Annotated in this window: 12 protein-coding genes; 3 read left to right on the top strand and 9 right to left on the bottom strand. The window is 60.6% G+C overall.

The window, feature by feature from the left end:
• Window positions 1-85: 85 nt before the first annotated feature.
• From PO860_RS07695 to PO860_RS07725, 7 genes are all read right to left on the bottom strand, one after another.
• Window positions 86-904 (bottom strand): class I SAM-dependent methyltransferase, encoded by an 819-nt coding sequence (locus PO860_RS07695; RefSeq protein WP_342466918.1) that lies wholly within the window; start codon window positions 902-904, stop codon window positions 86-88.
• Window positions 905-997: 93 nt separating this feature from the next.
• Window positions 998-1,927 (bottom strand): DUF2167 domain-containing protein, encoded by a 930-nt coding sequence (locus tag PO860_RS07700; RefSeq protein WP_183607496.1) that lies wholly within the window; start codon window positions 1,925-1,927, stop codon window positions 998-1,000.
• Window positions 1,928-2,001: 74 nt separating this feature from the next.
• Entirely contained in the window at window positions 2,002-2,616 is a 615-nt protein-coding gene (aat, locus tag PO860_RS07705; protein ID WP_183607495.1) for a leucyl/phenylalanyl-tRNA--protein transferase, read from the bottom strand.
• Between the two features lie 7 nt (window positions 2,617-2,623).
• Window positions 2,624-3,979, bottom strand: coding sequence for an acetyl-CoA carboxylase biotin carboxylase subunit (gene accC, locus PO860_RS07710; protein WP_183607494.1), 1,356 nt, complete (start codon window positions 3,977-3,979; stop codon window positions 2,624-2,626).
• 4 nt (window positions 3,980-3,983) lie between these two features.
• Window positions 3,984-4,454, bottom strand: a complete 471-nt coding sequence (gene accB / locus PO860_RS07715; protein WP_183607493.1) for an acetyl-CoA carboxylase biotin carboxyl carrier protein — start codon at window positions 4,452-4,454, stop codon at window positions 3,984-3,986.
• A 20-nt stretch (window positions 4,455-4,474) separates the two neighbouring features.
• Window positions 4,475-4,912 (bottom strand): type II 3-dehydroquinate dehydratase, encoded by a 438-nt coding sequence (aroQ, locus tag PO860_RS07720; protein WP_183607492.1) that lies wholly within the window; start codon window positions 4,910-4,912, stop codon window positions 4,475-4,477.
• A 160-nt stretch (window positions 4,913-5,072) separates the two neighbouring features.
• A complete protein-coding gene (locus PO860_RS07725) occupies window positions 5,073-5,831 on the bottom strand; it encodes a DsbA family protein (RefSeq protein ID WP_183607710.1) in 759 nt (252 codons plus the stop codon).
• Between the two features lie 208 nt (window positions 5,832-6,039).
• Here PO860_RS07725 and PO860_RS07730 point away from each other — a divergent pair, with 208 nt between their 5' ends.
• Window positions 6,040-7,197 carry a pyridoxal phosphate-dependent aminotransferase gene (locus tag PO860_RS07730; RefSeq protein WP_183607491.1) on the top strand — a complete coding sequence of 386 codons (1,158 nt, stop codon included), beginning with the start codon at window positions 6,040-6,042 and terminating at the stop codon, window positions 7,195-7,197.
• Between the two features lie 41 nt (window positions 7,198-7,238).
• Here the strand turns inward: PO860_RS07730 and PO860_RS07735 are convergent, their stop codons facing one another.
• Complete coding sequence (locus PO860_RS07735; RefSeq protein WP_183607490.1) at window positions 7,239-8,585, bottom strand: DUF2778 domain-containing protein; 1,347 nt, start codon at window positions 8,583-8,585, stop codon at window positions 7,239-7,241.
• A gap of 206 nt (window positions 8,586-8,791) precedes the next feature.
• Window positions 8,792-10,651 carry a class I poly(R)-hydroxyalkanoic acid synthase gene (phaC, locus tag PO860_RS07740; RefSeq protein WP_183607489.1) on the bottom strand — a complete coding sequence of 620 codons (1,860 nt, stop codon included), beginning with the start codon at window positions 10,649-10,651 and terminating at the stop codon, window positions 8,792-8,794.
• Window positions 10,652-10,798: 147 nt separating this feature from the next.
• On the opposite strand from phaC, the gene PO860_RS07745 reads away from it, so the two are divergent.
• Both PO860_RS07745 and PO860_RS07750 read left to right on the top strand, forming a co-directional pair.
• Window positions 10,799-11,212, top strand: coding sequence for a hypothetical protein (locus PO860_RS07745; protein WP_183607488.1), 414 nt, complete (start codon window positions 10,799-10,801; stop codon window positions 11,210-11,212).
• Window positions 11,213-11,433: 221 nt separating this feature from the next.
• Complete coding sequence (locus tag PO860_RS07750; RefSeq protein WP_097618882.1) at window positions 11,434-12,651, top strand: LL-diaminopimelate aminotransferase; 1,218 nt, start codon at window positions 11,434-11,436, stop codon at window positions 12,649-12,651.
• Window positions 12,652-12,659: the final 8 nt, after the last annotated feature.

The raw sequence follows: 12,659 nt of genomic DNA on the forward strand, positions 1-12,659 counted from the left end.
AAAGTGCGAAGCGGTTTTTCGTCCGAAGTTGCGTAAAAACAAAGGGATAGAGCGATTCGGCGCTTCCGTTAAAAGCTGAACCGCTCTAGTCGCCGTGGTCAACACGGCGAGCAATGTACAGGTGAGTTTCGTAGTCCAAATTGAACTCTCCACCTTCACCGTCGATCGCTTTTGTGATTTCGCCGAGCAGCTCTTCACGTATCGCTGAACTGAGCATCCGAACATCCGATCGGGTGCGCAAGAAATTTATATAGCTCGATGTTGTGTGCTGCCACTTCCACGAATAGCATCGGTGCTCCACCGCCCCGAACAATCTCGACTCGTCAAACCAGCGTTTGAATGGACCACTAGGCAGGTACCAAGCTTCGGGCGGAGTCCCCCAGCCGCCAGTGTGATGCAGGAATATTCCTTTGAACTGTTCAAGCAGGGGCGTGGGTATCCCTACAGGGACATGTCCGAAGACCGCCAATGATCCGTTAGGCGAAAGCACTTCAGCGGCTTTTACGAACCGCACCTCCGGAGAGACCCAGTGCCACGACTGAGCCGCAATGATGAGTGGGAAGACTGCTTTGTTAGCAGGCCAAGCCTCGAACGTCGTCTCGAGCAGTTCAACGTTGGCAAATTTCGTTAGGGTTTCACGTGCGGTGCGGACCATTTCCGGCCCGGGATCAATCGCAAGGATCTGCAAATCCCGCGTCGCGAAGCTCTTCGTTGCCTGACCCGTTCCGCAGCCGACTTCGAGAAGGGTATCGCCTGGTTTCAGTTTGGCATACGAGACAACATCATCGACGAGAGCTTCGGGATAGTCGGGGCGTGTTTCCCTGTATACGCTCGCGACCTGATCGAATGTGAAGCGCTGTTCCATAGATTTGCCCTGCGTGCGAGAATAGCTCAGTAAAGCCATTCTTCATTCGCACGACAACATTCTAGAGGCTGGTCGAGCAGTGCAGGCCGGTCCTCTGAAACGGGTTATCGCAGCTTTTAGCCTGGGCGCACCTTATGCAGTGGGTGTCTTATTCCCTTTGAAAAGGCCCTTGGCAAAGCGGAGCGCGCCGCCAAGCACGACAATGACGACGATGCCGGCCTTTTTGAAGAAGGCGAGGGCGAGTGCCAGCAATCCAACTTTTGCGGCAATCTTGGCGCCGGCGCCTGCGGCGATCATTCCCGCCATCCCATAGGCTGCGATCTTGTCGCCTTCAACGTAGTCGGTGTAGGCCATTCCCTTGTCGAACTGCACCAGCTTGGTCACTGTGGGAATGGCGCCTTCGATTTCCTTCAACTGATCGAGGCCGGCGACGAAGTTGAATTGAAATACGCCCTCGCGGCCGAACACACGCACGGAATAATTTAGCGTGTGCTGCGGCTGTGCGTCATCGCCGAACAGCAGATCCCGTGCCCAGTGCAGCGCGTGCGCAGATCTGTCGTAGTGCGGGGTGGAAGCCCAGCCGACAAGCGTGATCTTCGGAAAACCCTGCTTTTCGCGTTCGGGGTTGTTTTCGCTGATCGCATCTTTGATATTTTGCAGCAATTCGTCGTAATTTGTCGTGGCGGCATCGGCGTCCGAGACATAGCCGTCGGCGCTATATTCGACGGTGGAACCCCAGGCCTCGATATCGGTCGGCGCGTATTTCGCCGGGAAGATCATTCCCTTCGTTCCCTCCGCCGCCGCCGGAGGATTTCCCCAGATGTCGACGAGCACCGTCTTCGCGTCGGCAGGGCTGAGATAATAGAAGTCGGCGGGCACGTTCAGCGTTGCCTTGGCTTCAGGCAGCTTGATCACGCCCTGCTGAAAATTGAGCTTCTCCAGCAATGGCTTTTCGGCGTCGGAAAAATCGCTCCTGTTCGGGAACATCTCCTGGTAAGGGCGCGCATCGGCCTGGCCTGTGAACAAGGCGAAAAGAATCGCGGCCGCAAAATATCGTTTCAACTTCTATCCCCCGTTGCGGCTCGGAAGCTAACGAACTCGGTTGAAAAATCAACGCCTGGATGAATAGAGCGGGCCTAAAACTTAAGGTGCGGCGACTCCATCGCCGCGGCCAGCATCAGGGCATAATCGGCTTTCGCCACGTCGACCGCTCCGAACGTCTTCAGGTGCTCGGTGGTGAACTGTGTATCGAGCAGGGTGAAGCCTCTTTCCCTGAGCCGCTCGACCAGATGCACGAGGCAGATCTTCGAGGCATCCGTCCGGCGCGAAAACATGCTTTCGCCGAAGAAGGCGGAGCCGAGCGAGACGCCGTAGAGGCCGCCGACCAGTTCATCGCCGTCCCAGGCTTCGACGGTGTGGGCATGGCCCATGTCGAAGAGCGTCGAATAGAGCGATCGGATCGTCCTGTTGATCCAGGTGCTCGGGCGCCCGAATGTCTCCTCGGCGCAGGCCGCGATCACCTGATCGAAAGCGTGATCGAACCGGATTTCGAAGGGGTTCCTGCGTACCGTCTTGGCAAGGCTCCTCGACACGTGGAAATGATCGAGCGGCAACACGCCGCGCAGTTCCGGCTCGACCCAGAAAATCTCCGGGTCGTCGGCGGACTCGGCCATCGGGAAGAGGCCGATGGAATAGGCGCGCAGGAGGATGTCAGGGGTAATGCCTGGTGATTTCCTGCGCGATCCTGCCATTCCTGTCCTATGCCGCCGGTGTGTTGGCGAGGTAGTGTTCCAGCCAATGGATGTCGTAATCGCCGTTGGCGATATCCTGGTTGGAGACGAGGTCCTGGAACAGCGGCAACGTCGTGTTGATACCGTCGACGACGAATTCGTCGAGCGCCCGGCGCAGGCGCATCATGCATTCGACGCGGGTCCGGCCGTGCACGATCAGCTTGCCGATGAGGCTGTCGTAATAGGGCGGGATCTTGTAGCCCTGATAGGCGCCGGAATCGATGCGCACGCCGAGACCGCCCGGCGCGTGGAAATGCGTGATCGTGCCGGGCGAGGGCACGAAGGTGCGCGGGTGCTCGGCATTGATGCGGCACTCGATGGCGTGGCCGGAAAAATGCACTTCGTCCTGCGTCACCGATAGACCGCCGCCGGAGGCGACGCGGATCTGCTCATGCACCAGGTCGATGCCGGTGATCGCTTCGGTGATCGGATGCTCCACCTGCAGTCGGGTGTTCATTTCGATAAAATAGAACTCGCCGTTCTCGTAGAGGAATTCGATCGTGCCGGCGCCGCGATATTTCAGCTTCTTCATGGCGTCGGCACAGATTTGGCCGATCTTCATGCGCTGCTCGACGTTGAGCGCCGGCGAATTCGCTTCTTCCCAGACCTTCTGATGGCGGCGCTGCAGCGAGCAGTCGCGCTCACCGAGATGAATGGCATTGCCTTCCCCGTCGCCGAACACCTGGATCTCGATGTGGCGCGGCTTGCCGAGATATTTTTCCATGTAGACGGCATCGTTGCCGAAGGCGGCTGCCGCTTCCGTGCGCGCCGTCGACCAGGCTTCGATCAGGTCGGCCTCGCTCTTGGCGACCTTCATGCCGCGTCCGCCGCCGCCGGCCGTGGCCTTGATCAGCACGGGATAGCCGATTTCGGCGGCCGTCTTCACCGCATCCTCTTCGGTCTTCACTTCGCCGTCAGAGCCCGGAACAACGGGAATGCCGAGTTCCAGTGCCGTCGTCTTGGCGGTGATCTTGTCGCCCATGATGCGGATGTGGTCCGCCGTCGGCCCGATGAAGGTGATGCCGTGGGCTTCAAGAATATCGGCGAACTTGGCATTCTCGGACAGGAAGCCGTAGCCCGGATGCACGGCGTCCGCGCCGGTGATCTCGCAGGCGGCGACGATCTGGTGGATATTGAGATAGCTCTCGCGCGAGGACGGCGGGCCGATGCAGACACTTTCGTCGGCAAGGCGCACATGCATGGCATCGGCGTCGGCGGTGGAATGAACCACGACGCAGGCAATGCCAAGCTCCTTGCAGGCCCGGAGCACGCGAAGGGCGATTTCCCCGCGATTGGCGATGAGGATTTTCGAAATCATGGGCATGGGCCTATTCGATGACGACGAGGGCTTGGCCGTATTCGACGGGATGTCCGTCATCGACGAGGATTTCGGTCACCTTGCCTGACTTCGGCGAAGGGATCTGGTTCATCGTCTTCATCGCTTCGATGATGATCAACGTCTGGCCTTCCTTAACGGTCGCGCCGATCTCGATGAAGGGACGCGCGCCCGGAGCCGGGGCCATGTAGACGGTGCCGACCATCGGTGCACTGACGACGTTTGCGGGGTTGCGGCTGGGAGCTGCGGCCGGGGCGGCAGCAGCTGCCGCCGGTGCGGCGGCTGCGGGCGCAAAGGCCGGCGCTGCGATCGGCGCCTGGACGTATTGCGTCGCGCCGTTGCGCGAAACGCGGATGCGCAGATCGTCCTGCTCGACCTCGATCTCGGTCAGATCCGTCTCGTTGAGAATGTTGGCGAGATCGCGGATCAGTGCCTGATCGATACCCGATTTCTTTTCAGCCATGGTGTTGCCCTGTCTTCTTTTTATGCCGTGATGTTCTTCAGCGCGTGGAGCGCCAGGATGTAGCTGTGAGGCCCGAAGCCGCAGATCACGCCCTTGCATGCCGGCGCGATCATCGACTTGTGGCGGAATTCTTCCCGTGCATGCACGTTGGATATGTGGAGTTCGATGACGGGAACTGATATCGCGCGGATCGCATCATGCAACGCAACCGATGTATGCGTGTAGGCGCCCGCATTGATGGCAACGCCGGCAGCCTTTTCGTCCGCCTCGTGGAACCAGTCCACAAGCGTGCCTTCGTGGTTGCTCTGACGGAAATCGATATCGAAACCGAGTTCGCGGCCGGTCGCCTTGCAGTCCGCTTCGATGTCCTTCAGCGTCTTGCCGCCATAAATGCCGGGCTCTCTTTTGCCCAGCATGTTCAGGTTGGGGCCGTTCAGGACAAAAATCGTTTGCGTCATCGAATGTTCCGAAAAATGTACGACGGCAACCTATAGACTCCGCGAAGGCCGATTGAAAGCCCTTACGGATTGGCCAGTCGGAATCGCGCCACATTTGTCCACATGGTTGAAACGCTTCGATTTTGGCGATTTGATGGGCGGCCGATCGGCGGCTCTCTGCTCAGCAGGCGGTCTTGCCGCAGCTGCGCATGTTCTTGACCTTGGCTTCGAGATCGTCGAGCCCGACGGCGCCCGGCACCAGTTCTTTGCCGATCACATAGGATGGCGTGCCGCTGATGCCGAGACTGGAGGCGAGCTGGTAGGTCGCCTGGACGATACCGTCATTCGGGCTCTTGGCCATCTCGGCGCGGATCTTATCCTCGCTGACGCCGAGCGAAGTGGCAACCGCGATCGCTGTTTCGTCTGAGGCGCGGCCTTCGCTGCCGAGAAGGGCGACGTGGAAATCGGCATATTTCTCCGGCGCCAGCTTGCGGAAGGCGTCGGCGACCTTGTGGGCGGCGACCGAATCCGGCCCGAGGATCGGAAACTCCTTGAGCACGAAGCGGACGTTCTTGTCCTTCTTCAGCATTGCCTGCATGTCGGGAAGCGCGTGACGGCAGTAGCTGCAATTATAATCGAAGAATTCCACGACGGTGACATCGCCCTTGGGATTGCCGAGCGTGACGTCGTTCTTCGAATCGAAGATGTCGGCGGTGTTCTCATCGATGGCCATATTGGCCTTCACCAGCCGCTGGGCTTCCTGCTTCTTTTGCAGTGCATCCTGGACTTCGAGCATGATCTCGGGATTCTCGATCAGATATTGCTTGATGAATTCGCCGAACTCCTTCTTCTGCTGGTCGTCGAGCGCTGCCGCCGGAAACGGAAGAGCGATCGATGCGGCAAGCGCCAGTGCGGTAAAGCTTTTCGAGAAGAAGGCCATGATATCCTCGTCATCGGCAATGTGGTCGTCTTGGTCGAGAAGACCGTTGGCCGGGTTATGGACTTGAATGCGTCGCGTCAAGGTACGGCGCGTCGAGTTCTGCTCAAACAGGAATTTTCACCGCCGCGCCGCCCTCGCGGGATTGTGATGAGCCGATTAATGCGGCAATTGTCTGGCCATCATCGAAGAAGCCGAGCGAGAAGCGATCTTGTTTTCCATATCGAAACGCAGCGAAGTCGAGCCCTTTCATGCCATGGACGTGCTGGCGGAGGCGACGAAGCGGCGGGCGGCCGGTCACCCCGTCATCTCGATGGCCGTCGGTCAACCCTCGCATCCCGCCCCACAGGCGGCCCTCGAAGCGGCGCGCGAAGCCCTTGCCGAAGGCCGGATCGGTTATACCGATGCGCTAGGCACGGCACGGCTGAAATCGGCACTTGCCCGGCACTATAGGGATCGCCACGGCCTGGAGATCGACCCCATGCGGATCGCCATCACCACAGGTTCCTCGGCTGGTTTCAATCTCGCCTTTCTGTCGCTCTTCGATGCCGGCGATGCGGTGGCGATCGCAAGACCCGGTTATCCCGCCTATCGCAATATTCTCGGAGCGCTGGGCCTGAAGGTGGTCGAGGTGCCTGTTACAGCCGAGACTCACTTTACCCTGACGCCTGAGAGCCTCGAGGCGGTGCAGAAGGAAAGCGGCGTGACGCTGAAAGGCGTGCTGCTCGCAAGCCCCGCCAACCCGACCGGCACGGTGACCGGTCGCAATGGGCTGAAGGCGCTTGCGGATCATTGCGCGGCTCATTCCATCGCCTTCATCTCCGACGAGATCTATCACGGGCTGACTTTCGCCGGCGAGGAGGCGAGCGCGCTCGAGTTGACCGACGAGGCGATCGTCATCAACTCCTTCTCCAAATATTATTGCATGACCGGCTGGCGGATAGGCTGGATGGTGCTGCCAGAACGCCTGGTGCGGCCGATCGAGCGGGTGGCGCAGAGCCTCTATATCTCCCCGCCCGAACTCTCCCAGATGGCAGCCACCGCCGCTCTTGGCGCCGGCGACGAACTCGATCGCTATAAGGCAAGTTATGCCGCCAATCGCGAGCTGCTGATGCGGCGCCTGCCGCAGATCGGCCTTTCGATTGCGTCACCGATGGACGGCGCCTTTTATGCCTATCTCGACGTCACCCGCTTCACCAATGACAGCATGGGTTTTGCCAAACGCATGCTCGCGGAAATCGACGTCGCTGCAACGCCCGGTCTCGACTTCGATCCGCTCGAAGGACATCGGACCCTGCGTCTGTCCTACGCGGGCTCGGAAGCCGAGATCGCCGAGGCGGTAGAGCGAATCGCAGCCTGGTTGAAATAGCTGTCGCGGCCGGTCAACCGGCCGCGAACTCTTCTAATCCGTCAGCTGCGCGACGAAAACAGCGAGGCGAGTGTCGAAGCCGGTTTGTTGTTCAGTCGCGGCACCACCACGAGCTGCTTGATGTCGCCGCGCCTATAGGCGGCGAGGAAGCGCTTGTAGTCCTTGAAGGAGACGCAGCCGTTGGAATCGCCGTTCTTGCCGAGCATGTAGGTGTGGGCGAGCAGGCCGACGCGGTCATAGATGGCGTCCGAGCCCTCGAGCGGCGTCAGCCGGATCGCCGCGACGCCATGGAAAAGGCTCTCGCGCATGGTGAGGGCGTAGGTGTGCGGTGGCGTCGGTCCGCGCATCTTCTGGTTTGCATAACGCGGGTTGTCGCGCATCTTGCCGAGGCCGGAATGGGCTTCCAGCCTCTCGCCGTTCGGCAGATAGACAGTGCTGTTCTCGATGTCGTAGATCGCAACGCCTGCGCGCAGCTTCGGCGAGAAGACCGGCTTGTCGTAGCGCGGCACGGCATCGTCCGCGTCGTCCTCGATCGGCGAGTTCGGCTGGGCGTAGGCAAGGGCAGGCGCGCCGGCGCGCTGCGAACCCTTGGCGGCCGGTGCCGGTTTGCCGACGAGGCCATCGGGACGCGCCATCGGCAGCGGCACGGAGCCTTCGTCCGGCGCCAGGACAAGATCGAAGGGCGGTTGCTCTTCGGCCTCGGCAACTTCTACAGGCGCAGGTTTTTCCTGCGGCAGTGACGCCGCCCTGGCCGCAGGCGCGGCCGGCTCGACCGGGGCCGGCGCAATCTGCTGCGGTCCGGCGTCGGCGAGTGCGAGCAGGGCAGGGAGTTCGACGGCGGCGACGGCTTCCTTGGAAGGAATGATGATACGATCGTCGCTGTCCCCTTGCGTCTCAACCTGCGCAAGCTCGACCGGTGGCGCGACGCTGTCGTCCTTGACGAATGTCGCGGGCTCGGAAGGTGTTGCGGTGGCAATGGCGACCGGGGGTGCGGCAGGCGTGACGATGCGATTATTCTTTGCAAGCGCCAGCGATGCCATCGCGGCAGCGTCGGTCTTTTGCGCGTGTGATCGCACGAGCTCGGCCGTCAGAGGCACGACCGGCTTGGCGTTGAAGGCGGCCAGCCGGTCGGCTTTGCCGACATGGACCAGCCGTTCGTGGTGCGTCGCCGGCTTGGGCTTCGGCGCCGATGCGACTTGCGTGAAGCTGTCGGACGAAGAAGCGGGAACGCTGATTGAATGCATTGTCGCGAATGTCGCGATCAACCATGTGGAGGTCAGAAATCCGGCGCCGACGACGCCGTAAAGAAAGCCGCGAGATCTGCGCAAACGAAAAGCAGATCCGCCAAGAGGGGTGACGTCGTTGAACGACCCGACCGCAAACGCCATACTACACTCGTCTTTCAAACTCGCTACGCAGGCCGGCGGCACTGACTGTCTACACTTCGCCGGGGCCGGTAAAGGCGCAAGTGGGCCGAATTTAGACCGCTCGCGACTTCCGACTGTTTCGCAAGGATGACGAATTATGGTTTCTAATTTGTTTACGCCGGTCGCTCTTTCGCGCGGTGTCTCAAAAAGAGATGCGCAGGGCCTTTTCAGGTGCGTTCCATCACATAGCTTCCCGGCGCTTCCTCGATCGCGTTCAGCGCATCGCCGCCGGGTTTGCGCGCCGGCACGCGCCTGTCGTCATGCGTCTCGATCCAGGCCCGCCAGTGCGGCCACCAGGATCCAGCAGTCTCGGTTGCCTGCTCGATCCAGGTCTCGTAGTCCCCCTTGGTGGGGCCGCCGGTCCAATATTGATACTTCTTCTTGTCGGGCGGGTTGACGACGCCGGCAATATGTCCCGAGCCGGTGACAACGAATTCCACCTTGCCGCCGAAGAACCGGCTGCCGACGAAGACCGACTTGGCAGGCGCGATGTGATCCTCGCGCGTGGCGAGATTATAGATCGGGATCTTCACATCCTTCAGCGATATGGGCTTGCCGTCGAGGATCATCTCGTTCCGCGTCAGCGCATTCTTGAGATAGCAATTGCGCAGGTAGAAGGCATGGTTTGCCGCCGCCATGCGGGTCGAATCAGCGTTCCAGAACAAGAGGTCGAAGGGCAGGGGATCCTGGCCCTTGAGGTAGCTGTTGACGAAATAAGGCCAGATCAGCTCGGAAGCGCGCAGCATGTTGAAGGCCATCGACATTTTCGAGCCGTCGAGATAACCGACCGCCTGCATATGCTCTTCGAGCGCTGCAAGCTGCTCCTCGTCGACGAAGACCTTGAGGTCGCCGGCATGGGTGAAGTCGACCTGCGTGGTGAAGAGTGTCGCGGTCTTGATGCGCTTGTTCTTCTCCTTGGCATGCAGCGCCAGCGTCGCGGCCAGCAGCGTGCCGCCGACGCAATAGCCGACGGCGTTGACATCCTTTTCGCCGGTCGCCTTCTCGATCGTCTCGAGCGCGAAATCGATGCCCTCACGGGCATAGGCCGCCCAGTCTTTCCCAGCGTGACGCGCATCCGGGTTGACCCAGGAAATGACGAAGACGGTCTGCCCCTGGTCGACGCACCATTTGATGAAGGATTTCTGCGGATTGAGGTCGAGAATATAGAATTTGTTGATCCAGGGCGGGCAGATCAGCAGCGGCCGCTTCAGCACCGTTTCGGTCGAAGCCGCGTATTGAATGATCTGGCAGATGTCGTTCTGGGCGATCACCTTGCCCGGTGTCAGCGCCATGTCGCGGCCGACGGCGAATTTCGTCATGTCGGTCTGGCGAAGGCGAAGATCGCCGTTTCCGGCGGCGATGTCCTCGGCCAGCATCTTCATTCCCCGCACCAGGTTTTCGCCGCTGCTGGCGATCGTCTCGCGGTAGAGCTGCGGATTGGTGGCGATGAAGTTGCTCGGCGAAAGCGCCGCGGTGATCTGCTTCACGTAGAAGCCGGCCTTGTGCTTGGTGTGCTCGTCGAGGCCATCGGTCTCCGACACCAGCTTTTCCACCCAGTCCGATGTGACGAAATAGACCTGGCGGAGAAAATCGAAGAACGGGTTCTTCTGCCAGTCCTCGTCGGAGAAGCGCTTGTCCTTGCGGGTGTCGGGCTCAGGCGGCAGCGGCTCGCCCTGCGTGCCCTGCATGCGCTGCATCGAGCGCATCCAGATGCCGAAGAACGAGGACATCAGCTGCGTCTGCGCCTCGAAGGTGCGGCGGGGATCGGCAATCCAGTATTCGCTGACCTTGGAAAGCGTCTTGACCATGTCGGTCATCGGATCGACTGTGCTTTCGCTGATCTCGCCGCGTTTGCGCGGCGCAAGCCAGGCCGAGGCAGCTTGCCCGAGATTTTCGAGCGCCCGGGCGAAATTCATCGCCATGGCCTCGGGATCCTTCAACACATAGGGATCGAGATCAGTCGCGTCGAAACCGGCCTTGCCGCCATTCTTCTGGCCGCCATTTTCCTGCTTGCTGTCGGTCACCATGTCCTCCCGGCGGCAGCACTGTTTTTATCCGTTCGTTGTACATCGTGATCGAACGAGAAAACAAGTTCCACCCGCGCCGGCTCATGCTATTGCTTTGTGGCTGCGACAAATTTAACAGTCGACGCAGTCAGAACTGGATTTTGAGGCATGACGAAGAACGGCATTTTGCGCATCGCAACCTTCAACCGCACCGCATTGATCTGCGCCGCGGTGGCGATGGCCCTTGCCGGATGCAATCTGACGGCGGAAGAGAAAGCCGCGGCCGCCGCCAAGCGGGCGGCGCCGACCGCCGTCGTCATGCCGGCGACCAAAGGCGATGCGGTCGAAGGCGGCCTGGCAAAGTCGCCGGACGGCTATCCGAATTTCGGCGCGCCGCTGACGGCGGCCAATGTCCAGATGAGCGACGAGCAGGCGGCGGAACTGCAGCATCAGCTGACGGCACTCGCCGCCCGGCGCAAGGCCGGCACGCTCTCGGAAGCCGAATATCAGGCCAAGGTCGCCGAAATGCGCCGCCTCGCCGCCGAACATGGCACGGATACGCTCTCCGAAATCTCCAAATAGACCTTGCCTTTCAAGCGATTTGGACGCAAAGCCTTCGGCAAGGATCGGAAGATACGATTTTCCCGATAAAGCGCGTTACGCGGCCTTTCCGTCAAAGATTTGCCGCGTGGCTTAGGTCTGATGAATACGGCGTTGCGATTCTGAAGTTCGTGTCGCAGCCGCCGGGAGACGGAACGAACTTCGACTGCGGCCCGAAAGGCCGCCTTTCCATGGGGAATGAAATGGAAGAGTTTCACAAAGTCCGGCGTTTGCCGCCTTATGTTTTCGAACAGGTCAACCGTTTGAAAGCAAGCGCGCGAGCGGGCGGCGCCGATATCATCGATCTCGGCATGGGAAACCCCGACCTTCCCACTCCCCAGTCGATCGTCGACAAGCTGTGCGAGGTCGTGCAGGATCCGCGCACGCACCGTTATTCCTCTTCCAAGGGCATTCCGGGGCTGCGCCGCGCTCAGGCCGCCTATTATGCCCGCCGTTTCGGTGTCAAGCTCAACCCGGATACGCAGGTGGTCGCCACCCTCGGCTCCAAGGAAGGCTTTGCCAACATGGCGCAGGCGATCACGGCGCCCGGTGACGTCATCCTCTGCCCGAACCCGACCTATCCGATCCACGCCTTCGGCTTCCTGATGGCAGGCGGCGTGATCCGCTCGATGTCGGTGGAGCCGGACGAGACCTTTTTCCCGCCGCTTGAGCGCGCGGTCCGCCATTCGATCCCGAAGCCGTTGGCGCTGATCCTCAACTATCCTTCGAACCCGACGGCTTTTGTCGCGACGCTCGATTTCTACAAGGACGTCATCGCCTTCGCCAAGAAGCACGACATCATCGTGCTGTCCGACCTTGCCTATTCGGAGATCTATTTCGACGACGTCCCGCCGCCGTCGGTTCTCGAAGTGCCGGGCGCCATGGATGTGACGGTCGAGTTCACCTCGATGTCGAAGACCTTCTCCATGCCCGGCTGGCGCATGGGCTTTGCCGTCGGCAACGAGCGGCTGATCGCGGCGCTCACCCGCGTCAAGTCCTACCTCGATTACGGCGCCTTCACGCCGATCCAGGTGGCGGCGACGCATGCGCTGAACGGCGACGGCTCCGACATTGCTGAAGTCCGCAATGTCTATAAACGTCGTCGCGACGTCATGGTCGAAAGCTTCGGCAAGGCCGGCTTCGACGTGCCGCCGCCGGCTGCCACCATGTTCGCCTGGGCGAAGATCCCGGAAAAGTTCCGCCATCTCGGCTCGCTGGAGTTTTCCAAGCTGCTGGTCGAGAAGGCCGACGTCGCCGTTGCCCCGGGCATCGGCTTCGGCGAGATGGGCGACGACTACGTCCGTCTGGCGCTTGTCGAGAACGAACACCGCATCCGTCAGGCTGCGCGCAACATCAAGAAGTTCATGTCGACGGCAGACGAAACGATGCATAACGTCATTTCGCTGAACGCGCACCGTTAATCCAACCA

Origin of the sequence: Rhizobium binxianense (assembly GCF_028994275.1) — a bacterium.
Lineage (GTDB): Bacteria > Pseudomonadota > Alphaproteobacteria > Rhizobiales > Rhizobiaceae > Rhizobium > Rhizobium binxianense.

Bases quoted from the DNA above. Each gene is read 5' to 3' on its own strand.
- PO860_RS07695 (WP_342466918.1), bottom strand. From the start codon at position 904: ATGGCTTTACTGAGCTATTCTCGCACGCAGGGCAAATCTATGGAACAG.
- aat (WP_183607495.1), bottom strand. From the start codon at position 2,616: ATGGCAGGATCGCGCAGGAAATCACCAGGCATTACCCCTGACATCCTC.
- accC (WP_183607494.1), bottom strand. From the start codon at position 3,979: ATGCCCATGATTTCGAAAATCCTCATCGCCAATCGCGGGGAAATCGCC.
- accB (WP_183607493.1), bottom strand. From the start codon at position 4,454: ATGGCTGAAAAGAAATCGGGTATCGATCAGGCACTGATCCGCGATCTC.
- aroQ (WP_183607492.1), bottom strand. From the start codon at position 4,912: ATGACGCAAACGATTTTTGTCCTGAACGGCCCCAACCTGAACATGCTG.
- PO860_RS07725 (WP_183607710.1), bottom strand. From the start codon at position 5,831: ATGGCCTTCTTCTCGAAAAGCTTTACCGCACTGGCGCTTGCCGCATCG.
- PO860_RS07735 (WP_183607490.1), bottom strand. From the start codon at position 8,585: ATGGCGTTTGCGGTCGGGTCGTTCAACGACGTCACCCCTCTTGGCGGA.
- phaC (WP_183607489.1), bottom strand. From the start codon at position 10,651: ATGGTGACCGACAGCAAGCAGGAAAATGGCGGCCAGAAGAATGGCGGC.
- PO860_RS07745 (WP_183607488.1), top strand. From the start codon at position 10,799: ATGACGAAGAACGGCATTTTGCGCATCGCAACCTTCAACCGCACCGCA.
- PO860_RS07750 (WP_097618882.1), top strand. From the start codon at position 11,434: ATGGAAGAGTTTCACAAAGTCCGGCGTTTGCCGCCTTATGTTTTCGAA.